This window comes from Lactobacillus sp. M44 (assembly GCF_058130005.1).
The window spans coordinates 1366555-1391402 of record NZ_CM176707.1 but is presented as its reverse complement, the minus strand read 5'-3'; the positions used below and the strand labels follow the sequence as shown (position 1 = coordinate 1391402).

Here is a 24848-nt window from a genome sequence, read left to right as displayed (position 1 = left end):
GGAGGTTAACTAATGGCAGAAAAAACGGCATCCTTGCTAGCACAAAATCGTAAAGCACGTCATGATTATTTGATAAAAGAAACATTGGAAGCTGGAATTGCTCTAACTGGAACAGAGATTAAGTCTGTTAGACAAAGAAGAGTTAACCTCAAAGATGGTTATGTGCAGATCATTGGCAATTCAGCTTATTTGGAAAATGTTCATATTAGTGAATATAAACAAGGCAATAGATATAACCATGATCCTTTGCGGCAAAGACGTTTATTATTGCATAAAAAAGAAATTGCAAGACTTGCAGGGATACAATCACAGCAAGGGATGACGATAATTCCCTTGAAGATGTATTTAAAGCATGGATTTGCAAAAGTATTGATTGGTGTTGGCCAAGGTAAAAAGCAATATGATAAGAGAGAAACGATTAAAAAACGTGATCAAGAGCGGGAATTAAGACGAAAATATAAGATTTAAGAGGCAAATATGATTAGACAAGCTCGTCCAGATGATTTTCCATATGTTTTTCCAATATTAAATTTAATATTTAAGGAAATGGACATGCAAAGTATCAAAAAAATACCAGAGGATCAATTTTATGACCTGATGAAGTTAGGATTTTATTCAGAAAATTATCGCTATTCTTATCGACGAATTTTAGTATATACAAATTCTAATAATGTTGTTGTAGGTATATTAGCAATGTATTCATATTATGATCAAAGTGTCATAGATTTTATGTTAAAAAAGCAAATGCCTAAAGTTGGGTTACCAACAGAAACTACAATTTTCACAGATCAAGAAGCACTACCACATGAATGGTACTATGATGCAGTTGCAGTAAATCCAAAATATCAAGGTAAGGGTATAGGGGGAAATTATTAAAAGCTGGCTTTGATATTGCAAAGAAAAAAAGATTTAAGAAAGTCAGTTTGAATGTTGACTTTGATAATCCTCGAGCTGAAAAATTATATACAAAATTAGGGTTTAAAACAACTAGAGTTTTAACTATTGGCGATCATAAGTATCATCACATGATAAAAGATCTTAAATAGTTGACCATTTTGGATTATTTGGCATAATGTTAGGTAATTCTATTGGTGTGACATGATATTGCGTAAATAAAACTGCAATCAATAAAACAAACGGCACATCTTCTGGTCGATCAATATCACAGATTAAAGATAACCCACTTTTAGTAATCGCAGTTTTGACACTTGCGACTTTTTTAGTACCACTACGAAAGTTGTAAGTGCCTTTTTTTATGCTTCCATGTATCCAATAATTTAAGCGTGTGACATAAAAGAAATTTCCAATATTCGAATTTGGCTTAATCACATGAACTAATGAGTGATTTACCACATCAATTGTATAAGCTGCAACTAATTTCTTTCTTTCTAAAAACAATCGTCCAATTTCTTTGCGGGCAGTAGTAGTTAAAAACAATGTGTGGTTAACACTGTTCACTCTGCCTAAAATTAAATATTTAACTTTTCCATCTTCATCTATTGCCGGTATTTGACCATATTGCTTACCTTGATTTAAAGCTAATAAATATTGCATAATTTTTTAGATCCTAATTTTCTTGGTTCATTTTTAGAATATGTTGTAAGGCGTATGCGACTCCATCATCTGCATTTGATTTGGTTTCCCATTGAGCTAAAGTTTTGATTTTATGGACTGCATTGTTCATTGCAATACCAAATCCTGCATTTAAAATCATATTAGCGTCATTTAAATTATCACCAATTGCAGCCACTTGCTTGCGATTTAAGCCCTTTGATTTTGCATAATCAAGCAAAGCAATTCCTTTTTGCGCTTTAATTGAATTTATTTCGATATTTTCAGATGAGCTAGAAGCAACAACTAGATCATTTAATTTAAGTATATCTTTTTTGATTTGAGTAAATGCAGATTGACCACGACTGTCAAATGCCATAACTTTCATTATTTCTAAATCACTATTTTCAATAAATTTAACTAAGTCAGGAACGAACTTAATATTCATAATTGTTGGACTTCCAGCGGCTAATATTACAGCACGCTGAAAGCTCATATATGGGTTTAAATCTACTAGTAAACTAGCGACACTTTCAATTCTAGCAGCTTGGTTATCAGAATAGACATCATCTGCTGTAATAACTTCAAAATAAAAGCCAGAATTTCTTAATAACTTTACTAATTTTAATGCCTTATTGCTTTCAATGGGATGCTTGATAACTAAATTGCCATCTGCATCATAAACCATAGCACCATTTAAATTGATAAAGCTAGTTTTTAAACCGACATCCTCAACAATTGGTAATGATTCTTTATGAGCCCTTCCTGTTGCAACAATAAATTCAATTCCCTTTGATTGAACTTCTTTTATCATTTTGACATTTTCAGAAGAGATTTCCATATTTTCATTTAGTAAAGTTCCATCCATATCACTGGCAATTAATTTAATCAAAATACTATTCCTCCAATAACTATTTATGATTCCATGATATCATGTATATAAAGTAAAAAGGGCAGGTAAGGTTATGAAAAATTTAATTGGTAATGATTGGGATCAAATCTTAAATCCAGTTTTTGAAAGTGAGCAATATCATAAGTTGCATAATTTTGTTAAACAAGAATATCAAACAAAAACAATTTATCCAGACATGTATCACATTTTTGAAGCTTTTAAATTAACTCCATATTCTAAGACAAAGGTAGTAATCTTAGGGCAAGATCCATATCACAACCCTAATCAGGCAAATGGTCTAAGTTTTTCTGTAATGCCTGGGGCAAAATTGCCACCATCTTTAATTAATATCTATAAAGAATTATACGATGATGTTGGTGCGCAACCAGTTAATCATGGCTATTTAAAACATTGGGCTGAACAAGGAGTTTTATTATTAAATAGTGTTTTGACTGTGCCTTATGGTCATGCAAATGCCCATCAAGGAAAAGGCTGGGAGTTAGTGACAGATCGTGCAATCAAGGCATTGAGTGATAAAGGGCATGTAGTTTTTATTTTATGGGGGAGATTTGCCCAAAATAAAATTCCTTTAATTGATCAAAAAAACAATTTTATTATTAAATCAGCTCACCCAAGTCCATTGTCGGCAAGTCGTGGCTTTTTCCATTCAAGGCCATTTTCTAGATGTAATGAAGCTTTAGAAAAATTTGGAGAAACACCAATTGATTGGCAATTACCCCAAAATCCAGCATAATATAGATAAAAAATATGAGGAACTAAAAAATGAAAATATTTGAAACTTTAAAAAATACTGTCGTTAATAACTCAACTAAAAAAATAGTCTTCCCAGAAGGGTCAGACATCAGAGTTTTAGAAGCTACTGTTAAACTAAATAAAGAAAACCTTGTAGAACCAATTTTGCTTGGCAATAAAATTGAAATTACAAAATTAGCACAAGAAAATAATTTAAATCTTGCAAATATCGAAATTATTGATCCAAAAAATTATCCGGATTTTGACAAAATGTGTGAAAAATTCGTCGAAAGACGTAATGGAAAAAACACATTAGAACAAGCAAAAAAATTATTGAAACAAGTTAGTTATTTTGGAACTATGCTAGTATATATGGATTTAGCTGATGGAATGGTATCAGGTGCTGCTCATTCAACTGCAGATACAGTGCGTCCTGCTTTGCAAATTGTCAAGACTGCACCTAATATGAAGCGTGTATCTGGGTTATTTATTATGGAACGTGACAATAAAGCATATATTTTTTCTGATTGTGCGATGAATATTGATCCAGATAGTGAAACATTAAGTGAAATTGCATATCAAGCAGTTCAAGCTGCTAATATGGTAGGAATTGATCCTAAAGTTGCTTTTTTGAGCTTTTCAACTAAAGGGTCTGCCGCAGGTGCAATGGTTGATAAAGTTCGTAATGCTGTAGAGATTTTTCATAAAGATCATAGTGATATTAAAGCAGATGGTGAATTACAATTTGATGCTGCAATAGTGCCAAGTGTCGCTGCTAAAAAAGCACCTGATTCTAGTGTTGCAGGGCATGCTAATATCTTTATATTCCCTGAATTACAATCAGGCAATATTGGTTATAAAATCGCTCAACGTTTAGGAAAATTCGAGGCAATTGGTCCTGTATTACAAGGATTAGCTGCACCAATTAATGACTTATCTAGAGGCGCTTCTATGCAAGATGTGTATAACATGGCGATCTTGACTGCTGCACAAAGTATAAATATGGAAAGGTAAATAAAATGGATAATTTAACCATTGATTCTCCTGAACAGATGCAAAAATTAGGTCAGGCTTTAGGTAAAAGCGCTGATGCGCATTCATTACTTTTATTAAATGGTGATTTAGGTGCTGGAAAAACTACCTTGACTCAAGGCATTGCAAAAGCCCTTGGAATTAAAAGACCAGCTAAAAGCCCTACTTTTACAATTGTTAGAGAATATCGTGAAGGCACACTGCCACTATTTCATATGGACATGTATCGTTTAGAAAATGATGATTTAGCTAGTATTGATTTAAATGAATACTTACAAGAGTCTGGAATAGTAGTAATTGAGTGGCCTAATATTATTGCACGTGATTTGCCAGATGAATATTTGCAACTGACAATTAAGCGAGTAGATGATTCATGGGAGTCAACTACAAGAAAAATTGAAGTTATTGCAAAAGGCGATCATGCAAAAAAATGGTGGCAAGAAACGCAAAAATTATATATAAAATAAAAAAAGGGGAATGATATCAAGTTGAATCATTCTCTCTTTTTTAAGTTAATTGAACTAAGTTTTTTATTTGTTCATCCCCAAAGCGCTGCTGTTGGCTAATTAAGATTTCTGCACAAGCTTCACTATCACTTAATGCATTATGGTGATGCCACAAGTTGACATCAAGTGCTTGTGACACAGTATCAAGTTTGTAATTTGGTAATCCTTTTTCAAATAACCTGCTAGTTTTTAGCGTATCAATCATTAGATAATGAGGCTCTTCAATATCATATCTAGCAAGTGATTGCTTTAATACATTACTATCAAATCTAATATTATGTGCTGCGACTAACATTCCTGGTTGAAATAAGTCTTTGATTTTTGGCCAAACTTCTGCCATTGTTGGTGCATCTTTGACATCTTGTGCAGTAATTCCATGGACTTTAATATTTTGACTATCAAAGTTCATTTGTGGATTAATTACTGTATAAAACTTATCAATAATTTTGTTATTACGAACTAAAACTAATGCTAGTGAACACGCACTTTCTGGATAGCGATTAGCTGTTTCAAAATCCATTGCTGTAAAATTCATTAAAAATTACCTCTTAAAAGACAAAAATAGTATATCATAGATAAACCATAGTGTAGAATAGAGAAGCGTAGTAACAAAATTAATAGGGGGCGAAGAATTGAACTTTGAAGAGTTAGTTAACGGTGGAGTTGATATACAGCAAAACATTCCTTTAAGCAAATATACATTCACAAAAACTGGTGGACCTGCTCAATATTTAGCGTTTCCTAAAAATATTGATGAATTAAAGAAATTGCTCGTTTTTAGCAACGAAAAAACTCTCCCTGTAACTATAATAGGCAATGCCTCAAATTTAATTATTCGTGATGGTGGATTGTCTGGATTAACCATAATTTTAAAAAAGATTAATAAAATTAAAGTAACAAATAATGAAGTAATAGCAGATGCAGGTGCTAAAATAATTGATACTGCATTTGCAGCAGGTAAAATTGGACTTAGTGGATTGGAATTTGCTGCAGGAATACCTGGAAGTGTAGGTGGAGCTGTCTTTATGAATGCGGGAGCTTATGGTGGAGAGACTTGTGACGCACTAAAATCAGCTCAAGTTTTGACTAGAGAGGGTAAGATAAAAACATATACTAATGAGCAATTAAAATTCAGCTATCGTCATTCTATAGTGCAAGATAATAAAGATATAGTGTTAAGTGCAACCTTTGAATTAAAAAAAGCAGATCGCTTAAAAGTTTTAGATCAAATGAATTATCTGAATGCACTAAGAGCTTATAAACAGCCTTTAGAATATCCATCTTGTGGTTCTGTTTTTAAACGCCCAAAAGGTCATTTTGTAGGTCCAATGATTATTAAGGCTGGGCTGCAAGGATTGCGAATTGGTGATGCACAAGATTCATTAAAACATGCGGGTTTTATTGTCAATTTAGGTCATGCTACAGCAACAGATTATTTAGCAGTAATTCATCAGATCCAAACTGTAATTAAAGCAAAATATGACATTGATTTGCATACAGAAGTTAGAATTATTGGTAAAAAAATTAATGAGTAATAAACTACAAGCTTGAATAAAGCTGGTAGCTTTTTTATTGGAGTGAATATTATTGAATATAATTGAATTAAAAAAAGTTACAAAAAGCTATGATGATGGTTTTGTAGCTTTGAATAAGGTTAATTTAAAAATTAAGTCTGGTAAGTTTTATTCATTAGTGGGGCCTTCTGGGTCTGGAAAAACTACGATTTTGCGTTTGATTGCTGGGCTTAGTTCTGTAACTAGTGGGCAAATATTTTTTGATGGAAAAGATATCACTAATTTAGATGCTTCAAAAAGGCATTTAAATACTGTATTCCAAAATTATGCTTTATTTCCACATTTAAATGTTTTTGATAATGTAGCATTTGGTCTTAAATTGAAAAGAATTCCTCAAAATGAAATTAAGATAGCTGTAAAAGATGCATTGCATATGATTCAGTTAGATGGATTTGCCAATCGTGAGATTTCTGAATTAAGTGGAGGACAGCAACAACGTGTAGCAATTGCTAGGGCAATTGTAAATCAACCCAAAGTTTTATTATTAGATGAATCATTGTCAGCACTTGATAAAAGATTGCGTAAAGATATGCAATTTGAATTACGTGAAATTCAAAAAAAGCTTGGAATTACTTTTATTTTTGTTACTCATGACCAAGAAGAAGCTTTAGCTATGAGTGATGAAATAGTTGTCTTAAATGATGGTGTGATTCAACAAAGCGGAAGTCCAGTAGATATTTATGATGAGCCAGTTAATGATTTTGTGGCAAGATTTATTGGAGAATCAAATATCATTCAAGGCAGGATGGCACAAGATTATCAAGTAGAGTTTAATAATCAAATATTTGAATGTGCTGATGCGGGAATTAATGCTGGAGAAAAAGTTGAAGTAGTTATTAGACCAGAAGATTTAGATATAACTAGTGTTAATCAAGGAAAAATTCAGGTTAATGTGGTTTCACAATTATTTTTGGGAGATCATTATGAGATAAAAGCGCTAGATAATAATCAAAATGAATGGTTGATTCATGCGACTAATTCAAACAAAATTGGAAAAGAAATAGGCTTATTTTTTGATCCAGAAGATATTCACGTTATGCGTTTTGGTGAAAGTGAAGCTGATTTTGATGCCAGACTAGAAAAATATGAAGGTGATGAGTAAGTAGTTGAAAAATAAACATTTATTTAAGTTGCCATATTTATTATGGATAATTTTTTTTGTAATAGCTCCGCTAATTTTGATTTTATGGAACGCTATCAGTGATGGAAATAATCATTTAATAGTAGATAATTTCTGCAACTTTTTTACTAATGGTACATTTTTAAAAATGATGTTGAATTCATTTTGGTATGCTTTTTTGATAACTATATTTACTTTAATCATCAGCTATCCTACTGCCTATATTTTAACTAAACTAAAACACCAACAATTATGGTTATTATTAATCATTTTGCCAACTTGGATCAATATTTTGTTAAAGATTTATGCTTTTATTGGAATTTTTGGTAATCAAGGATTAGTAAATAATTTCTTGCATTTATTTGGGATTGGGTCAGTCAATATTTTGTTTACTAATTTTGCTTTTGTTTTTGTGGCAACTTATATAGAAATTCCATTTATGATTTTGCCAATATATAATGCCTTAATCCAAATTGATCCAGCTATTATCCAAGCATCAAATGACTTGGGGGCAAATAAGTGGCAGACCTTGCAGTATGTCATTTGGCCATTATCAAAATCTGGAGTTGAAAGTGGGATTCAGGCAATTTTTATTCCTTCATTGTCATTGTTTATGTTAACTAGATTAATTGGAGGAAATAAAGTTATTACTTTAGGTACTGCAATTGAAGAATATTTCATGACTACAATGAATTGGGGGATGGGGTCTGCAATTGGGATTATTTTGATCGTTATGATGATTATAGTTATGGTTGTTACTAGCAAACAAAAAAGCAAAAAGAAGGGAATAAAATTATGAAGAAAAATAATCTAATCTCCAAAATTTATTTAGCTTTGGTTTTTTTTGTCTTGTATTTACCAATTTTTTATTTGATATATTTTTCTTTTTCTAGTGGTAAAAATATGAATTATTTTCATCATTTTACCCTGCAACATTATCAAGATTTATTTAATGATAATCGATTATTGGCTATATTTTTGCAGACAATTTTATTAGCGCTATTATCGAGCTTGATTGCGACAATTATTGGAACTATTGGTGCAATAGTGATTAATAATTTAAAAGATGGCAAGAATAAAAGAACTTTATTATCACTAAATAATGTCTTATTAGTTTCACCTGATGTCATTATTGGTGCTAGTTTTTTGGTTTTATTCACTATGATAGGATTTTCTTTGGGCTTTGGGTCAGTTTTACTAAGCCACATTGCATTTTCAATTCCAATTGTAGTTTTAATGGTATTGCCAAAGCTAAAAGAGATGGATACATCATTAATTGATGCCGCAAAAGATCTAGGAGCTAATAAAATGCAGGTATTTAGCCAAGTCTTTTTACCAGCAATTACTCCAGGAATTTTAGCTGGATTTTTTATGGCATTAACTTATTCATTAGATGATTTTGCAGTGACATTTTTTGTAACAGGTCAAGGATTTACCACTCTTTCAGTAGAAATATATTCAAGAGCTAGACAAGGAATTGATTTAGAAATTAATGCTTTGAGTACATTAATGTTTTTACTAGCAATGGGATTAGCCCTAATTTATTATTTTGCAACTAAAAATAAAACTAAAAAAGGTAAAGCAAAAATGAAAGTAGATGGGGTAGTTAAATGAAAAAAATACTCCTGTTTGTAGGTGCACTATTAGTGACGTGTCTAGGGTTATTTATTGCAGCTAATAAATTAAATCACTCTAGTGCAAATACCAATAATAAATCTTTGATTATCTATAATTGGGGAGATTATATTGATCCTAAATTAATTTCTAAATTTGAAAAGCAAACTGGCTATCATGTAATCTATGAAACCTTTGATTCAAATGAAGCAATGTACACTAAGATCAAACAAGGTGGGACTAGTTATGATATTGCAATTCCATCTGATTATATGATTAGTAAGATGCGTAAATCTAATTTACTTAATAAAATTAATACTAATAAACTGAGTAATTTTAAATATCTAGATCCGCGATTTTTGCATCAATCGTTTGATCCGAAAAACCAATATTCTGTGCCATATTTTTGGGGGACATTAGGCATTATCTATAATGATAAATTTGTCAAACAAGGCACTATCACTCAGTGGAATGACTTGTGGGATAAAAAATATCATAATAATATTTTATTAGTTGATTCTGCAAGAGACATTATGGGAATGTCATTAGTGTCTTTAGGTTATTCAATGAACACGACTAATAATGTGCAATTAAAATTAGCTAAAGCAAAATTAGATGCTCTAGCTCCTAATGTAAAAGCAATTTTATCTGATGAATTGAAAAACTACATGATCCAAAATGAAGCTGCAATTGGAGTCTCTTGGTCTGGAGAAGCAAGTGAAATGCTGGATAATAATTCTCATCTGCATTATGTAGTGCCTGAGCAAGGGTCGAATTTATGGTTTGATAATATCGTAATTCCTAAGACTGCCCAAAATAAAACTGCTGCATATAAATTCATCAATTTTATGTTAGATCCAAAAAATGCAGCCCAAAATGCAGAATATATTGGCTATGCAACTCCCAATAAGCTGGCTAAAAAACTATTACCAAAAGATATCAGAGATGATATGCAGTTTTATCCTCCGATGAAGACTCTGAAAAACCTGCAAGTATTCAAAGATTTAAGTCCTAAAAAAGTTCAAGAATATAATGATTTATTTTTAGAATTTAAAATGTATAACCATTAATTGAATGCTTAGGTATAATTAATGTTATGGGAAAGGAGTCGAGATAATGAAGTTTAATATAGCACAATATTTTTCATGGCATTATATTTCAATTGTGTTAGATGTTTTGATAGTTTGGTACATTATTTATCTACTTATCAAAATGATTCGTGGTACCAAAGCGGTGCAGTTAGCTCAAGGTTTGGTGATTATTTTTATCATTAGAATAGTAGCTGGCTTTCTTAATTTAACTGCCTTGTCATTTATTACTGATCAAGTTTTATCGTGGTCTGTTATTGGGATAATTGTGATTTTCCAGCCAGAAATTAGACGTGGCTTAGAGCATTTAGGTCGCTTGTCTATTTTTAGCAATGGGGGAAATTATGAGCATAAAACTGCTGAAAAGTTAATTAAAGAACTTGATAAAGCAATTCAATATATGTCTAAAAGGCGAATTGGTGCTTTAATTACCTTACAGCAAAAAACAGGATTAGATGATTATATTGAAACTGGCATTGCATTAGATGCAGATATTACAGGGGAATTATTAATTAATATATTCATCCCAAATACGCCACTACATGATGGTGCTGTAATCATTCGCAATAATCGAATCGCTGTAGCAGCTGCTTATTTGCCTTTATCAGACAATAATATGATTCCTAAGAAACTAGGTACTAGACATCGTGCTGCAATTGGTATTTCTGAAACTACAGATGCAATCACAATAGTTGTTTCAGAAGAAACTGGTGGAGTTACAATCACTAGAAATGGGCGATTTATGTTAGATATGAGTCGCGAAGAATATCTTAAATATTTACGTTCTGAATTAGTGCCAAAGGTTGGCAAATTAAAATGGTATCAACGAATATTTAACAATAAATGGGGGGCAGAAAAATGAAACATTTTTTTGATAAACCCTGGTTTTATAAAACTTTAGCTTTAATAATAGCGATTTTATTAGTATCTTATATTGATAACACCCAAACTGGTTATACTTCACAATCTGAACATAATAGAACCCAGCAAACTGCAACTAGATCGCAGACTATCACAGTTCCATTGCAAGTGTCTGTAAATACAGATAAGTATTTTGTGGTTGGTTATCCTGAAAAAGTCAAATTAACCATTGATGGACCTGCATCGTTAGTGACTTCAACTGTTAATACTCAAACTTTTAGGGTTTATATTGATTTGACTAAATTATCTATTGGAAAACATACTGTTCCATTAAAAATCTCGGGATTAAGTAATCAATTATCTTATTCAATTAATCCAGGTACAGTAACAGTTAATATCCAAAAACGAAAATCTCGTTCTTTCCCAGTTCAAATAGAGTATAATAAATCTGCTGTGGCAAAAGCTTATCATGTTGGATCCATGAGTTCTAATCCAAAGGTTGTTAATGTAACAGGGGCTAGAAGTGAAGTCGATCAAATAGATGAAGTTATTGCAAAAGTTAACTTGCCACTTAATAGTAAAACTACGTTTGAAAGGCAAGTAATCTTGATTGCACAGGATTCTAAAGGTCGTCAGCTAAATGTTGTAATTGAGCCTGCGGTAGCTAATGTAAAAATTCCGATTGCTTTGTCGCACAAAAATGTTAAAGTTAAACTGAACTCACAAAATGAGGATAGTAATAAAATATATTCTTTAACTGCAGCACAAGATTCAGTTGAAATTTATGGCTCAGATGATGTATTGAAAAAAATAAAAGAAGTTGACGCTAATGTTGATTTAAAAAATGTAACTGATTCTCAGACCAAATCAATTAAATTGAAAATACCCGATGGCATAATCAAAGCTAGTCGATATTCAGTTGATGTAGATATTAAAGTTGCCAATAATTCTGAAAGATAAAAAGTAGAAAGGTTGTTTATAAATGTTAAAGTATTTTGGTACAGATGGAGTTAGAGGAGTTGCTAATAAAGTATTGACACCTGAAATGGCATTTAAATTAGGTCGTGATGGTGGATATGTATTGACTAAAGGCAAAAAAGAGGGCGAACGAGCTCGTGTTTTAGTTTCAAGAGATACTAGAATTTCTGGTCAATTATTGGAATATGCTTTGATTTCTGGTCTTTTATCAGTTGGGATTGAAGTATTAGAATTAGGTGTTATTACAACTCCTGGATTATCTTACTTAGTTAGAGCACAAGGCGCTGACGCTGGTGTTCAAATTTCAGCGTCACATAACCCAGTACAAGATAATGGTATTAAGTTCTTTGGTAGTGATGGATTGAAGTTATCCGATGAAAAAGAAGGCGAAATTGAAAGCTTAATTGACGCACTAGAAGATAACTTACCTCGCCCTGCTGCAAAAGGCTTAGGAACAGTAACTGATTATCATGAAGGTGCTTCAAAATATCTTCAATTTATCGAACAGACTATTCCTGAAGACTTAGATGGAATTAAAGTTGTAATTGATGGTGCAAATGGTGCTGCAAGTCACTTGATTTCAAGATTATTCGCTGATTTAAATGTAGACTTTACAACTATTGCAACTCATCCAAATGGTTTAAATATTAATGATCATGTTGGTGCAACTCATACTGAAAGATTGCAAAAAGAAGTTGTTAAACAAGGTGCACAATTAGGTTTGGCTTTTGATGGTGATGCTGATCGCTGTATAGCTGTTGATGAAAATGGTAATGAAGTTGATGGCGATCACATCATGTACGTGATTGGCTCTTATTTAGCACAACATGGGAGATTAAAACACGACACCATTGTAACCACTGTTATGTCTAATCTAGGCTTTACTAAAGCATTAGAAAAAGAAGGCATTAAAAATGTTCGTACCCAAGTTGGTGACCGCTATGTTTCAGAAGAAATGCGTGCTCATGGCTATAATTTAGGTGGTGAACAATCAGGTCACGTTATTATGAGTGATTATCATAATACTGGTGATGGGATGCTTACTGGTTTGCATTTATTGCTAGTCATGAAAAAGACTGGTAAATCTTTGACTGAATTATTGAAAGATTTTAAAGATTACCCACAAACATTGATTAATGTACCTGTAAAAGATAAAAAGGCTTGGAAAGAAAACAAAGCAATTCAAGATGTTATTGCCCAAGTGCAACAAGAAATGGGAGACAATGGTCGTGTATTAGTTAGACCATCAGGAACTCAAGAATTACTTCGTGTAATGGCTGAAGGTCCAGATCAGCAAGTAACCGATGAATGGGTAAATCGAATTGTTAAAGTAGTCCAAGAACAAATGGGTGATTAATTATGAAATGGAGTTTATTGATAAGATAAACTCTTTTTTTTGCAATTGTTTGCTTCAAAACATTGATACTACAAGCTTTTATATAATAATTAGCAAATTTATTCTAAAAGTGCTAATTTTTTCTTGCATTATTATAAAAAACGGGTTATTATCATAGTTGTAAGTTAGCACTTAACTAATATGAGTGCTAAGAAATAACAATGAATATAGATTTTAAAATTAGGAGGGACAAACGTGTTACAACCAATTGGTGATCGCGTGATCGTAAAAGTAAAAAAAGAAGAAGAGCAATCTGTCGGTGGAATCGTTTTAGCATCTAATGCTAAAGAAAAGCCAACTGAAGGCGAAGTTGTTGAAGTTGGTGAAGGAACTCGTACAGCCGATGGTAAGTTAATTCCTATGGTCGTTAAAAAAGGCGACGTAGTCTTTTATGATAAATATTCTGGCACAAATCTTAAATATGATGGACAAGAATATTTAGTCCTACACGAAAAAGACATTTTAGCAATTATTAAGTAATAAAAGGAGTGTTATATAGATGGCTAAAGATATTAAGTTTTCTGAAAATGCAAGACAAGCACTTTTAAATGGTGTAGATAAATTAGCAGATACTGTTAAGACAACTTTAGGACCTAAGGGTAGAAATGTTGTTTTGGAAAAGAGCTATGGTGCTCCTGATATTACTAATGATGGTGTTACAATTGCTAAGAGCATTGAATTAAAAGACCATTTTGAAAATATGGGTGCTAAATTAGTTTCTGAAGTTGCTCAAAAAACTAATGACATTGCAGGTGATGGTACAACTACTGCAACAGTATTAGCCCAAGCAATTGTTCGCGAAGGTATGAAGAATGTTACTGCTGGTGCCAATCCTGTAGGTATTCGTCGTGGTATTGAAAAAGCTACTAAAGCTGCAGTTGATGAATTGCACAAGATTAGTCATAAAGTTTCATCAAAATCAGAAATTGCTCAAGTAGCTTCAGTTTCATCTGCTTCTCCAGAAGTTGGTAACTTAATTGCCGACGCCATGGAAAAAGTAGGTCATGATGGTGTCATCACTATTGAAGAATCAAAAGGTATTGATACTGAACTTTCAGTAGTTGAAGGTATGCAATTTGATCGTGGTTACTTATCACAATACATGGTAACTGATAACGATAAAATGGAAGCTGACTTAGATAATCCATATATCTTGATTACAGATAAGAAGATTACTAATATTCAAGATATTTTGCCTTTATTACAAGAAATTGTTCAACAAGGAAAGGCATTATTGATTATTGCTGATGATGTTGAAGGTGAAGCTCTTCCAACTCTTGTATTGAACAAGATTCGTGGTACATTCAATGTCGTTGCAGTTAAAGCCCCTGGCTTTGGTGACCGTAGAAAGGCTCAACTAGAAGATATTGCTGCATTAACAGGTGGTACGGTAATTACTTCTGACTTAGGATTAGAATTAAAAGATACTAAGATCGACCAATTAGGTAAAGCTGGCAAAGTTACTGTAACTAAGGATTCAACTACTATTGTTGAAGGTGCAGGTTCAAAAGAAGCTATTGCAGAACGCGTCGATTCGATCAAGAAACAAATTGCTGATACAACAAGTGATTTTGACCGTGAAAAATTGCAAGAACGCTTAGCTAAATTAGCTGGTGGTGTTGCAGTAATCAAAGTTGGTGCTGCTACTGAAACTGAGTTGAAAGAACGTAAATACCGTATTGAAGATGCTTTGAACGCAACACGTGCCGCAGTTGAAGAAGGTTATGTTGCAGGTGGTGGTACTGCTTTAGTAAATGTTGAAAAAGCAGTCCGCAACTTGAAAGAAGAAGGCGATGAACAAACTGGTATTAATATTGTATTAGAAGCATTATCCGCACCAGTTCGTCAAATTGCTGATAATGCTGGTAAGGATGGTTCTGTAATTTTGGATCACTTAGAGCATGAAGATAACGAAATTGGTTACAATGCTGCTACTGATAAGTGGGAAAACATGGTTGAAGCTGGTATTATTGATCCAACCAAAGTTACTCGTTCAGCATTACAAAACGCTGCATCAATTTCAGCATTGTTGTTAACTACTGAAGCTGTAGTTGCAGATATTCCTGAAGAAAAACCAGCGGCTGCTCCTCAAATGCCAGGTGCAGGTATGGGCGGAATGATGTAAAAATTAAATAAGTAAATAAATTAAGATCGCGTGCAGCGATCTTTTTTTGTTGGCTAATTTTAGCGTATAATTGAGATTAGTAAATTCATTAGATGAGGTATTAAATGGCAAAAGTTGATTCAACACCAATGATGAAACAATATCATGAAATCAAAGAGCAATATCCAGATGCTTTTTTATTTTATCGCGTTGGTGATTTTTATGAATTATTTGAAGATGATGCAATTAAAGGAGCACAGTTATTAGAATTAACTCTAACTCACAGATCTAATAAGTCAGCTCATCCAATTCCTATGGCAGGAGTTCCACATTTAGCTGTAGATAATTATGTAAATACTTTAGTTGATAAAGGTTATAAAGTTGCCCTAGTTGAGCAACTAGAAGATCCAAAACTTGCTAAAGGGATGGTTAAAAGAGGAATCATTCAACTAATAACACCTGGAACTATGATGCAAGAAGGTCCCAACAAAGCAACTGAAACTAATTTTTTAACTTCAGTTGTAATGACAAAGTCAGGATTTGGTTTAGCATACAGTGATTTATCTACTGGCGAAATTTATGCAACACATTTGTCTGATTTTGCAGGTGTTGCTAATGAGTTGCTGTCTTTAAGAACTAAAGAAGTAATTTATGCTGGCAATTTAACTAATAAAAATAAAGATTTTTTCAAAAAGGCTAATATTACTATCTCTAATCCTGTAAAACTGGAAGGTCAGCATTCTGAAATCTCATATGTGGAACAAAAAATGACTAATACAATGGAAAAACAAGCTGTCAAACAACTTGTAGCATATTTATTAGTTACTCAAAAAAGAAGCCTGGCTCACTTGCAAATTGCAAAAAGTTATGAAGTTTCTCAATATCTAAAAATGTCCCATACTGTCCAAAATAATCTGGAATTAATTAATTCTGCTAAAACTGGCAAAAAAATGGGTTCATTATTCTGGGTTCTGGATAATACTAAAACTGCTATGGGTGGACGGTTATTAAAACAATGGCTAGTGCGTCCACTACTTTCAAAAAAAGCAATTTTAAAAAGACAAGATATTGTTCAAGCAATGCTAGATGAATTTTTTACTAGAGAAAATGTGATTGATTCACTAAAAGGGGTTTATGATCTAGAAAGATTAACTGGAAGAATCGCTTTTGGCAATGTTAATCCTAGAGAATTATTACAATTAGCACATTCTTTGCAGGCAGTGCCGAAGATTCGTGAAAACTTAGTTCAATCTGGCAATCAAGTTTTAATAGATTTTGCTCAAAATTTAGATCCTTTAACCTCTATTTCAAACCATATCACTAAAACATTGGTTGACAATCCTCCGATTACTACAGGTGATGGACAATTAATAAGAGCAGGAGTCGATCAACAATTAGACCGTTATAAAGATGCTATGGCAAATGGAAAAAAGTGGCTTGCACAATTAGAAGTAGATGAGCGTCAAAAAACTGGAATTGAGACTTTAAAAGTTGGCTTTAATAAAGTCTTTGGTTATTATATTCAAGTTACAAATTCAAATAAAAATAAGGTGCCACTAGATCGTTATACAAGAAAGCAAACCCTGACTAATGCAGAGCGCTACATTACACCAGAGTTAAAAGAGCATGAAAGTTTAATTTTAGAGGCACAAGAAAAATCAACTGGCTTAGAATATGATTTATTTGTTAAGTTGCGTGAATTTGTTAAAGAATACATCCCACAATTACAAAAATTAGCTAATAAACTAGCCACATTAGATGTTTTGACTAGTTTTGCGGTCGATAGTGAGCAAAATAATTATGTGCGGCCGCTCTTTGATGAACAAAACACTATTGATATCACTAATGGACGTCATCCAGTAGTAGAGCAAGTTATGAGTGCAGGTTCATATATTCCAAATGATGTGGATATGAATAAGGATATTAATACTTTTTTGATTACTGGACCTAATATGTCAGGTAAAAGCACTTATATGCGCCAGATGGCACTAATTGCAATAATGGCGCAGATAGGCAGTTTTGTACCTGCAGATAAAGCTATATTACCAATTTTTGATCAAATTTTTACTCGCATTGGTGCGGCAGATGATTTGATTTCTGGACAAAGCACTTTTATGGTTGAAATGAGTGAAGCAAATGATGCGTTGCAACATGCAACCAAAAATTCTTTAGTTTTATTTGATGAAATTGGTCGTGGAACTGCAACTTATGATGGAATGGCATTAGCAGGAGCAATCGTAAAATATATGCATGATAAAGTTGGAGCAAAGACATTTTTTGCGACCCATTATCATGAATTAACTGATCTAGATCAAACATTAAAACACTTAAGAAATATCCATGTTGGTGCAACAGAAGAAAATGGAGAATTGATTTTCTTACATAAAATTTTGCCAGGCCCTGCAGATCAATCTTATGGAATTCATGTTGCAAAACTTGCAGGATTGCCCAAAAAAGTCTTACGTGAAGCAAGTCAAATGCTGAAGCGTTTAGAAGCAAATGGCAGTCATGAATTAGATCCAGCCAGTCAGCAATTAGATTTATTTGTAGAGCCTGCTGAAACTCCTCAAATTAGTGATGAACAAAGTGATGTGTTAGATGAGATAAATAATTTATATCTAGCTGATAAAACTCCTTTGCAAGTAATGCAATTAGTTGCAGATTGGCAGAATGAGCTAAAGGATGAACAAGAAAATGGTTAAAATTCATGAACTATCTGAAACTTTAACTAATCAAATTGCTGCTGGGGAAGTAATCGAAAGACCTGCAAGTGTAGTAAAAGAATTAGTAGAAAACGCAATTGATGCAAAAAGTAAAAATATCAGGATTGATTTCATCGATAGTGGTTTAAAACAAATTATTGTTCAAGATGACGGGATTGGAATTGATGCAGATCAACTTGATCTAGCCTTTATGAGACATGCTACAAGCAAAATTGCTACTCAAAGAGATTTGTTTAATATTTCGACATTGGGCTTTAGAGGAGAAGCATTAGCTTCAATTGCTGCAGTTGCTCATGTGAAAATAGTAACTAAAACTAAATCTGGACTTGGTGTAGAAGCTGAATTTTCTGCTGGTGAAAAATCAGATCAAAAGCCTTCTGCAAGTAGACAAGGTACTAAAATTGTAGTCAAAGATTTGTTTTATAATACTCCCGCTAGACTAAAATATTTGCGCAGCGCAAGAACTGAAATGATCAAGATAATTGAAGTTATTGATAAATTGGCTCTTGGCTATCCAGATATCGCTTTTGTCTTAACTAATAATGGTAAAAAGTTATTACAAACAATTGGCAATAATAATTTGCAACAAGTAGCAGCTTCAATTTATGGTCGTAAATTAGCTGAAAATATGATTTCAATTAGAGCTGATGACCTAGATTTTAAAATATCTGGATATATTTCAAAGCCAGAGGATACTAGAGCAAATAGAAACTACATAACATTATTGTTAAATGGTCGTTATATCAAAAACTATCAATTGACTAGTGCAATTATGGCAGGCTATGGTTCAAAAATAAAGAAGGGACGCTACCCAATTGCAGTTGTTGATATTAAATTAGATCCCATTTTAGTTGATGTTAATGTGCATCCAACTAAAAGAGAAGTTCGTTTATCAAAGGAAACTGAGTTAACTAAATTATTAACTTCAATTATCCAAAATACCTTGATGATCAATCAGCCAGCAAGTGGAGTTGAAAATCTGCATGATAAAAAGCAAACTGCATTTGATGAATTGCAATTTAATTTGAATGATAAAGTTGTAGATTCTACGAGAGTTAAGCTGCAAGATCAATATAATATAAATCAAAATACTGAATCAAATGTGGAAGAAACAAAAACTAAATATGTTGATTTAAATATTTCGCGCCAAGATGATCGCTATATTATAACTGATACTTGGACTGATAATATTAAAGTGCAAATGACCTTAACGCCATTTGGAACATGCAATCATGAGTTATTAAGTCAAAATGATATGTTAATTGCTAATAAATTGCCTCAATTAACTTATATTGGACATAATGATGAATATATTTTTGCTGGATTTAAAAATAATATTTATTTAATTGACTATAGTGCAGCTGAAAAAAGAATTGCTTATGAAATGTTTTTAAAACAAATGATGCAAACAAAAAATTCTCAACAAGGTTTATTAGAACCAATTATTTTAGATTTTGGAATTGAAAATTCTGATTTGATTAAAGATAATTTTGATAAGTTGAAAGCTTTAGGTTTTTATCTAGAAGAATTTGGTGATAATACTTTTGTGATGCATACTTATCCTATATGGTTAAAAGGAGATATTGAAAAATTAGCAAAACGATTGGTTGATTTATTTTTAGATAATTATAAAAAAGACAATTCTTATCTGCAGGCTTTATTTGCCAATGATTTGTTAAAAAATGAAAGGCTATCGAGTTTGACTGAATTGCAAGCAAAAAATATATTAGAAAAGCTAAGCCAAACTAGTGATCCATATCATGATTCCAATGGAAATTTAATTATCGTAAAATTATCTGCTAGTGATCTAGCAAAAATGTTTAAAAAGTGAGAAGAGCATGTTCGAATATTTAAAAGGAATAATTACTAGAATTACACCAGGATACATAGTAGTTGATATTAATGGTCTTGGTTATAAAGTATACACACCATACCCATATCAATATGAACAGGGTCAAGAAAGCAAAGTTTTTATTGAACAAATTGTGCGCGATAACGAGCAATCTTTATATGGCTTTATCAGCCAAGATGATAAAAATTTGTTTTTAAAATTATTGAGTGTGTCAGGAATTGGACCTAAATCTGCAATTGCAATTATGGCCGCAGAAAATACTAATTCGTTAGCTACTGCAATTCAAGATGGACAAGTACAATATTTGACAAGATTTCCTGGGGTTGGGAAAAAAACTGCATCCCAAATTGTGCTTGACTTAAAAGGAAAATTGGGTGATTATGTTCAAAAATCTCTATTTGATAACGATATCTCGCAATCTTTGCAAGATGCATTATTAGCATTGGTTGCATTAGGATATAAACAAAAAGAAGTTGATAAAATTGCTCCTAAATTAAAACAACACTCTGATTTTTCAGCTGATCAATATATTAAATTGGGCTTATCTTTATTATTGAAAAAGTAAAGTAAAATAGACAAAAGGAAGTGATTTTTTGGTTGAAGAACATATTTTAAATCCTGCAAACGAAAATGATGAACAAAATTATCTTGATTTATCACTGCGTCCGCAAACTTTAGATCAATATATTGGTCAAAAACATGTCAAAGATGAAATGAAAGTCTACATTGAAGCAGCAAAAAAACGTGATGAGGCATTAGATCATGTATTATTATATGGACCTCCAGGATTAGGTAAAACCACACTAGCTTTTGTAATTGCCAATGAATTGAAAGTACAACTAAAAAGCACTAGTGGTCCTGCAATTGAAAAGGCGGGGGATTTAGTGGCATTATTATCTGATTTAAATCCAGGGGATGTTTTATTTATCGATGAAATTCATCGCTTGCCAAAAGCTATTGAAGAAGTATTGTATTCAGCAATGGAAGATTTTTATGTAGATATTGTTGTAGGAGAAGGCCAAACTAGTCATGCAGTTCATGTGCCACTACCACCATTTACACTAATTGGTGCAACAACTCGAGCAGGCCAATTGTCTGCACCATTACGAGATCGATTTGGAATAGTTGAACATATGCAATATTACACAATTGAAGATTTGGAAAAAATTATTCAAAGATCAAGTGAAGTTTTTCAAACAAAGATTGATGATCAAGCAGCAGTCGAACTTGCCAAAAGATCAAGAGGAACTCCCAGAGTTGCTAATAGATTATTAAAAAGAGTTCGCGATTTTGCTCAAGTAAAAGGTGAAAAGTCAATTTCATTAAAAACAACTGCCAATGCATTAAATAAGTTGCAAGTAGATGATGAAGGATTAGATCAGACTGATCGCAAGTTATTAAAAACTATGATTGAATCATATCATGGTGGACCTGTGGGTATAAAAACATTAGCTGCAAATGTTGGAGAAGAAGTTGAAACAATTATGGCAGTTTATGAGCCGTATTTATTGCAGCATGGATTTATTATCATGACGCCCAGAGGACGCAAGGCTACGCAAAAGGCATATTTACAATTGGGCTTTAATTTGCCAGAAAAATAGGTTTTTATTTGGGTATTTAGCAAACAGTAGGTATAATAGTTATATTAACTAAATTTATGAGGTGAAATATTTTGAATACATTATTATTAGCAGCTCCAGGCGGCGGTAATGGTCTAATTATGATTATTGCTTTTATTGTATTGTTTGGATTTATGTACTTTACAATGATTCGTCCACAAAAAAAGCAAAATGAAGCTAGAATGAAAATGATTTCTGAATTGAAAAAAGGTGACCAGGTAATCTTAATTGATGGAATGCATGGTAAGATTGATTCAATTGATCCAGAAAACAAAACTGTTGTAATTGATGCAGATGGCATTTATTTAACATTTAGCAGAATTGCAATTCGTCAAATTATTCCTGCAAATGAACAAGTTAAAAAAGCAGAAGTTAAAGAAGAACCTGCTTCAATAAAAAATGAAAAAGCCGAAAAATCAGCTGAAGCAGATAAACCTGCACCCAAATTAGCTCCTAGTGAAAAAGAACCCAAAGAAGCTAGTGATGAAACTGGTAATGGTGAAGAAAAATAAATTTAAAACGCAATAAGCGTTTTTTATTTTGCCTTGGATTAAAAAATTGTAAAATAGAATAAGTGTATAAAAAGGAGTTCACGATGAAAAATATCCCTGTAGTAATGATAATTTTTGGTGGAAGCGGAGATTTAGCACACCGTAAATTATATCCAGCCTTATTTAACTTATATCAAAAACAACTTATTCAAGATAATTTTGCAATTATTGGGACTGCTAGGCGTCCTTGGTCTGATGACTTTTTTAGACAACAAGTAAGTAACAGTGTCCATGAGTTAAATCAAGAAGTTGATGAAGATGCATTAAAGAATTTTACAAGTCATTTTTATTATCAATCACATGATGTTACTAATGTAGAACATTATGTTATTTTGAAAAAACTAGCACAACAACTTGATGATAAATATAAAGCAAATGGCAATAGAATCTTTTATATGGCAATGGCACCAAGATTTTTTGGTACAATTGCTACACATATTAATGACCAACAATTAGTTGGCAGCGGTTTTAATAGGTTAGTTATTGAAAAGCCCTTTGGGCATGATTTAAAGTCTGCTAAAATCTTAAATGAAGATATTGGTAAATGTTTTACAGAGGATTCAATTTATCGAATTGACCATTATTTAGGTAAAGAAATGGTGCAAAATATTTTGCCAATGAGATCAACTAATCCAATTATTAGTTCTATTTGGAATAGCGATAATATTCAAAATATTCAAGTTACCTTAAGTGAAAATTTAGGTGTTGAAGCTCGTGGTGGATATTATGATACATCTGGTGCATTAAGAGATATGGTGCAAAATCATATTTTCCAAATTATTACTTTGCTTGGGATGCCAGAACCAGATAGCTTAGATTCACAAGCAATTCACAAAGCTAAACAAGAATTACTTGATAGCCTGCAAATGCCCACTGAACAAGATGTCAATAAGCACTTTGTTAGAGGGCAGTATTTAGGAACTGATACTACATTTGCATATAATAAAGAACCTAATGTTGATCCAAATTCTACAACTGAAACTTATGTTGCAGGTGAAGTGAAATTTACTAAAGGCCCATTAGCTAAGGTTCCATTTTATTTTCGTACAGGGAAAAAGATGAAAGAAAAAGTGAACCGTGTAGACATTGTTTTAAAGCATAAAAACAATTTATATGGCCAGACCCATGCAAATAAAATCACTATTATCATCGATCCTAAAAATGAAATTACCATTGAAATTAATGGTAAACAAATAACAGGTATTGGTTTGCGTCAAGAAAACTTAGATTATACATTTTCTAATTATGAAAATTCTCTTGTACCAGATGGTTATGAAAGATTATTACATGATGTATTAGTTGCAGACAGCACTAATTTTACGCATTGGGCAGAACTAAAAAAGTACTGGCAATTTATAGATACTGTTGAAGATATTTGGGCAAAACAAGATGCTCAAAAGCAAAATAAAATTGCCTTATATGAACCATATAAGATGGGGCCTGAAGCTGCAAATTTAATTTTTGAAGATAATGCTTCTCATTGGATTTATCAATAAATGCAATCATTATTGCCTAAAAATGATACTAGCCGCAAAATATTGCATTTAGATATGGATGCTTTTTATGCATCAGTTGAAATGCGAGACAACCCTAGTTTAAAAAATAAGGCATTGGTTATTGCACATGATCCACGGACAACTAATGGACATGGTGTAATTACTACTGCAAACTATATTGCTAGACAATATGGGGTAGGATCTGCAATGCCTGCAATTAGAGCAGTAGAACAAATTCCAAAAGACTTATTAGTTTTTGCAACGCCTAATTTCAAAAAATATAAGGCTGTATCTGCTCAAATCCATGAATATATGCATGAAATTACTGATCAAATTGAGTCCGTTAGTTTAGATGAAGCATATTTGGATATCACTAATAACAAGTTAGGTAAGTATTCAGGCATTGAATTAGGAAATTACTTACAAGAAAAAATTTTTCAAAATACAAAATTAACATCAAGTTTTGGAGTTTCATATAATAAATTTTTAGCAAAAATGGGTTCAGAATATGCAAAACCATTTGGTAGAAGCTTAATTAGACCTGATGAAGCATTAGCATTTTTAGCAAAACAACCAATAAAGAAATTCCCTGGAATTGGCAAAAAAACACAAATTGTGATGCATGGAATGGGAATTGAAACGGGGGATGATTTGCAAAAACATAGTGTAAGTTTTTTAATTGAACATTTTAAAAAGTTTGGCTATTATATGGCAATGCATGCCAATGGAATTGACTTACGCCCAGTAAAGTGGCATAGAGTTCCTAAGTCTATTGGGAAAGAGCGAACTTTTGAACCAGCAATGATGGATTATAACCAAGCTTTAACACAACTTAGGGAATTTAGTGATCAAGTGGCAATTATTTTACAAAATAAAAAAATGAATGCTCAGATTGTGACACTGAAAATTCGTAATCCTAAATATGAAACTCAAACAAAAAGGCAAATGTTAGCTAAACCTACTCAGGATAAGATGAATATTTTTGAAGTTGCAAAAGATATTTTTGATAGTCTGCCACAATATACAATGTCTGGAATTAGATTATTGGGTGTATCAGTTAGTGATTTAAAGCCAAGTTCATATGAGGAATTAACACTGCCTTTGTTTGACACTAATTGGTAATTATAATTAAATTTGA

General features: G+C 32.3%; 24 protein-coding genes and 1 pseudogene. 22 read left to right on the top strand and 3 right to left on the bottom strand.

Annotated features, from left to right (window positions below):
- The first annotated feature begins 12 nt into the window (after positions 1 to 12).
- Together smpB and AC38BG_RS06750 are read left to right on the top strand one after the other, a co-directional pair.
- Positions 13 to 468: an SsrA-binding protein SmpB gene (gene smpB, locus AC38BG_RS06755; protein ID WP_489937098.1), complete on the top strand. Its 456-nt coding sequence runs from the start codon at positions 13 to 15 to the stop codon at positions 466 to 468.
- A gap of 9 nt (positions 469 to 477) precedes the next feature.
- Positions 478 to 1046 (top strand): annotated as a pseudogene (locus AC38BG_RS06750) (GNAT family N-acetyltransferase).
- Here the strand turns inward: AC38BG_RS06750 and AC38BG_RS06745 are convergent.
- Complete coding sequence (locus AC38BG_RS06745) at positions 1039 to 1554, bottom strand: LURP-one-related/scramblase family protein (RefSeq protein WP_489937097.1); 516 nt, start codon at positions 1552 to 1554, stop codon at positions 1039 to 1041. The pseudogene AC38BG_RS06750 and the gene AC38BG_RS06745 overlap by 8 nt on opposite strands.
- A 13-nt stretch (positions 1555 to 1567) precedes the next feature.
- On the bottom strand, positions 1568 to 2443 hold the full coding sequence (locus tag AC38BG_RS06740; RefSeq protein WP_489937096.1) for a Cof-type HAD-IIB family hydrolase: 876 nt from the start codon (positions 2441 to 2443) through the stop codon (positions 1568 to 1570).
- A gap of 73 nt (positions 2444 to 2516) precedes the next feature.
- Here AC38BG_RS06740 and AC38BG_RS06735 point away from each other — a divergent pair, with 73 nt between their 5' ends.
- Genes AC38BG_RS06735 through tsaE form a run of 3 tightly spaced genes read left to right on the top strand, consistent with a single transcriptional unit; the run spans position 2517 to position 4695 of the window.
- A complete protein-coding gene (locus tag AC38BG_RS06735; RefSeq protein WP_489937095.1) occupies positions 2517 to 3197 on the top strand; it encodes a uracil-DNA glycosylase in 681 nt (226 codons plus the stop codon).
- Between the two features lie 29 nt (positions 3198 to 3226).
- Positions 3227 to 4210 carry a phosphate acetyltransferase gene (gene pta, locus AC38BG_RS06730; RefSeq protein ID WP_489937094.1) on the top strand — a complete coding sequence of 328 codons (984 nt, stop codon included), beginning with the start codon at positions 3227 to 3229 and terminating at the stop codon, positions 4208 to 4210.
- 5 nt (positions 4211 to 4215) lie between these two features.
- Positions 4216 to 4695 (top strand): tRNA (adenosine(37)-N6)-threonylcarbamoyltransferase complex ATPase subunit type 1 TsaE, encoded by a 480-nt coding sequence (gene tsaE / locus AC38BG_RS06725; RefSeq protein ID WP_489937093.1) that lies wholly within the window; start codon positions 4216 to 4218, stop codon positions 4693 to 4695.
- Positions 4696 to 4735: 40 nt separating this feature from the next.
- Here the strand turns inward: tsaE and AC38BG_RS06720 are convergent, their stop codons facing one another.
- Positions 4736 to 5269, bottom strand: coding sequence for a 3'-5' exonuclease (locus AC38BG_RS06720; RefSeq protein ID WP_489937092.1), 534 nt, complete (start codon positions 5267 to 5269; stop codon positions 4736 to 4738).
- 97 nt (positions 5270 to 5366) lie between these two features.
- Here AC38BG_RS06720 and murB point away from each other — a divergent pair, with 97 nt between their 5' ends.
- The 17 genes from murB (at position 5367) to dinB (ending at position 24832) form a co-directional block, all read left to right on the top strand.
- Entirely contained in the window at positions 5367 to 6269 is a 903-nt protein-coding gene (gene murB, locus AC38BG_RS06715; RefSeq protein WP_489937091.1) for a UDP-N-acetylmuramate dehydrogenase, read from the top strand.
- A gap of 52 nt (positions 6270 to 6321) precedes the next feature.
- The gene (locus tag AC38BG_RS06710; RefSeq protein ID WP_489937090.1) at positions 6322 to 7410 is read left to right on the top strand and encodes an ABC transporter ATP-binding protein; all 1089 of its coding nucleotides are present in this window, start codon (positions 6322 to 6324) and stop codon (positions 7408 to 7410) included.
- Between the two features lie 4 nt (positions 7411 to 7414).
- Positions 7415 to 8227 carry an ABC transporter permease gene (locus AC38BG_RS06705; protein ID WP_489937089.1) on the top strand — a complete coding sequence of 271 codons (813 nt, stop codon included), beginning with the start codon at positions 7415 to 7417 and terminating at the stop codon, positions 8225 to 8227.
- Positions 8224 to 9042 carry an ABC transporter permease gene (locus AC38BG_RS06700; RefSeq protein WP_489937088.1) on the top strand — a complete coding sequence of 273 codons (819 nt, stop codon included), beginning with the start codon at positions 8224 to 8226 and terminating at the stop codon, positions 9040 to 9042. The genes AC38BG_RS06705 and AC38BG_RS06700 overlap by 4 nt, the downstream gene beginning before the upstream one ends.
- Positions 9039 to 10112, top strand: coding sequence for an ABC transporter substrate-binding protein (locus tag AC38BG_RS06695; RefSeq protein ID WP_489937087.1), 1074 nt, complete (start codon positions 9039 to 9041; stop codon positions 10110 to 10112). Before AC38BG_RS06700 ends, AC38BG_RS06695 begins: the two co-directional genes overlap by 4 nt.
- A gap of 46 nt (positions 10113 to 10158) precedes the next feature.
- Positions 10159 to 10992: a diadenylate cyclase CdaA gene (cdaA, locus tag AC38BG_RS06690; RefSeq protein ID WP_489937086.1), complete on the top strand. Its 834-nt coding sequence runs from the start codon at positions 10159 to 10161 to the stop codon at positions 10990 to 10992.
- Positions 10989 to 11951, top strand: a complete 963-nt coding sequence (locus tag AC38BG_RS06685; RefSeq protein ID WP_489937085.1) for a CdaR family protein — start codon at positions 10989 to 10991, stop codon at positions 11949 to 11951. Before cdaA ends, AC38BG_RS06685 begins: the two co-directional genes overlap by 4 nt.
- A 22-nt stretch (positions 11952 to 11973) precedes the next feature.
- Positions 11974 to 13326, top strand: a complete 1353-nt coding sequence (gene glmM, locus AC38BG_RS06680; RefSeq protein WP_489937084.1) for a phosphoglucosamine mutase — start codon at positions 11974 to 11976, stop codon at positions 13324 to 13326.
- Positions 13327 to 13560: 234 nt separating this feature from the next.
- Entirely contained in the window at positions 13561 to 13845 is a 285-nt protein-coding gene (groES, locus tag AC38BG_RS06675; RefSeq protein WP_489937083.1) for a co-chaperone GroES, read from the top strand.
- A 19-nt stretch (positions 13846 to 13864) separates the two neighbouring features.
- Positions 13865 to 15490: a chaperonin GroEL gene (groL, locus tag AC38BG_RS06670; RefSeq protein WP_489937082.1), complete on the top strand. Its 1626-nt coding sequence runs from the start codon at positions 13865 to 13867 to the stop codon at positions 15488 to 15490.
- Positions 15491 to 15594: 104 nt separating this feature from the next.
- Entirely contained in the window at positions 15595 to 18171 is a 2577-nt protein-coding gene (gene mutS, locus AC38BG_RS06665; RefSeq protein ID WP_489937081.1) for a DNA mismatch repair protein MutS, read from the top strand.
- Entirely contained in the window at positions 18164 to 20023 is a 1860-nt protein-coding gene (mutL, locus tag AC38BG_RS06660) for a DNA mismatch repair endonuclease MutL (RefSeq protein ID WP_489937080.1), read from the top strand. The genes mutS and mutL overlap by 8 nt, the downstream gene beginning before the upstream one ends.
- A 7-nt stretch (positions 20024 to 20030) precedes the next feature.
- On the top strand, positions 20031 to 20609 hold the full coding sequence (gene ruvA, locus AC38BG_RS06655) for a Holliday junction branch migration protein RuvA (RefSeq protein ID WP_489937079.1): 579 nt from the start codon (positions 20031 to 20033) through the stop codon (positions 20607 to 20609).
- Positions 20610 to 20637: 28 nt separating this feature from the next.
- Positions 20638 to 21645: a Holliday junction branch migration DNA helicase RuvB gene (ruvB, locus tag AC38BG_RS06650; protein WP_489937078.1), complete on the top strand. Its 1008-nt coding sequence runs from the start codon at positions 20638 to 20640 to the stop codon at positions 21643 to 21645.
- A gap of 71 nt (positions 21646 to 21716) precedes the next feature.
- Positions 21717 to 22175, top strand: a complete 459-nt coding sequence (yajC, locus tag AC38BG_RS06645) for a preprotein translocase subunit YajC (RefSeq protein ID WP_489937077.1) — start codon at positions 21717 to 21719, stop codon at positions 22173 to 22175.
- 83 nt (positions 22176 to 22258) lie between these two features.
- On the top strand, positions 22259 to 23710 hold the full coding sequence (gene zwf, locus AC38BG_RS06640) for a glucose-6-phosphate dehydrogenase (RefSeq protein ID WP_489937076.1): 1452 nt from the start codon (positions 22259 to 22261) through the stop codon (positions 23708 to 23710).
- A complete protein-coding gene (dinB, locus tag AC38BG_RS06635; protein ID WP_489937075.1) occupies positions 23711 to 24832 on the top strand; it encodes a DNA polymerase IV in 1122 nt (373 codons plus the stop codon).
- The last annotated feature ends 16 nt before the right edge of the window (positions 24833 to 24848 follow it).

What these genes read in the sequence shown, in the direction of transcription:
- smpB (WP_489937098.1), top strand. Translation starts at nt 13, where the DNA reads ATGGCAGAAAAAACGGCATCCTTGCTAGCACAAAATCGTAAAGCACGT.
- AC38BG_RS06745 (WP_489937097.1), bottom strand. Translation starts at nt 1,554, where the DNA reads ATGCAATATTTATTAGCTTTAAATCAAGGTAAGCAATATGGTCAAATA.
- AC38BG_RS06735 (WP_489937095.1), top strand. Translation starts at nt 2,517, where the DNA reads ATGAAAAATTTAATTGGTAATGATTGGGATCAAATCTTAAATCCAGTT.
- pta (WP_489937094.1), top strand. Translation starts at nt 3,227, where the DNA reads ATGAAAATATTTGAAACTTTAAAAAATACTGTCGTTAATAACTCAACT.
- tsaE (WP_489937093.1), top strand. Translation starts at nt 4,216, where the DNA reads ATGGATAATTTAACCATTGATTCTCCTGAACAGATGCAAAAATTAGGT.
- AC38BG_RS06720 (WP_489937092.1), bottom strand. Translation starts at nt 5,269, where the DNA reads ATGAATTTTACAGCAATGGATTTTGAAACAGCTAATCGCTATCCAGAA.
- AC38BG_RS06700 (WP_489937088.1), top strand. Translation starts at nt 8,224, where the DNA reads ATGAAGAAAAATAATCTAATCTCCAAAATTTATTTAGCTTTGGTTTTT.
- AC38BG_RS06695 (WP_489937087.1), top strand. Translation starts at nt 9,039, where the DNA reads ATGAAAAAAATACTCCTGTTTGTAGGTGCACTATTAGTGACGTGTCTA.
- cdaA (WP_489937086.1), top strand. Translation starts at nt 10,159, where the DNA reads ATGAAGTTTAATATAGCACAATATTTTTCATGGCATTATATTTCAATT.
- AC38BG_RS06685 (WP_489937085.1), top strand. Translation starts at nt 10,989, where the DNA reads ATGAAACATTTTTTTGATAAACCCTGGTTTTATAAAACTTTAGCTTTA.
- glmM (WP_489937084.1), top strand. Translation starts at nt 11,974, where the DNA reads ATGTTAAAGTATTTTGGTACAGATGGAGTTAGAGGAGTTGCTAATAAA.
- groL (WP_489937082.1), top strand. Translation starts at nt 13,865, where the DNA reads ATGGCTAAAGATATTAAGTTTTCTGAAAATGCAAGACAAGCACTTTTA.
- mutS (WP_489937081.1), top strand. Translation starts at nt 15,595, where the DNA reads ATGGCAAAAGTTGATTCAACACCAATGATGAAACAATATCATGAAATC.
- mutL (WP_489937080.1), top strand. Translation starts at nt 18,164, where the DNA reads ATGGTTAAAATTCATGAACTATCTGAAACTTTAACTAATCAAATTGCT.
- ruvA (WP_489937079.1), top strand. Translation starts at nt 20,031, where the DNA reads ATGTTCGAATATTTAAAAGGAATAATTACTAGAATTACACCAGGATAC.
- zwf (WP_489937076.1), top strand. Translation starts at nt 22,259, where the DNA reads ATGAAAAATATCCCTGTAGTAATGATAATTTTTGGTGGAAGCGGAGAT.
- dinB (WP_489937075.1), top strand. Translation starts at nt 23,711, where the DNA reads ATGCAATCATTATTGCCTAAAAATGATACTAGCCGCAAAATATTGCAT.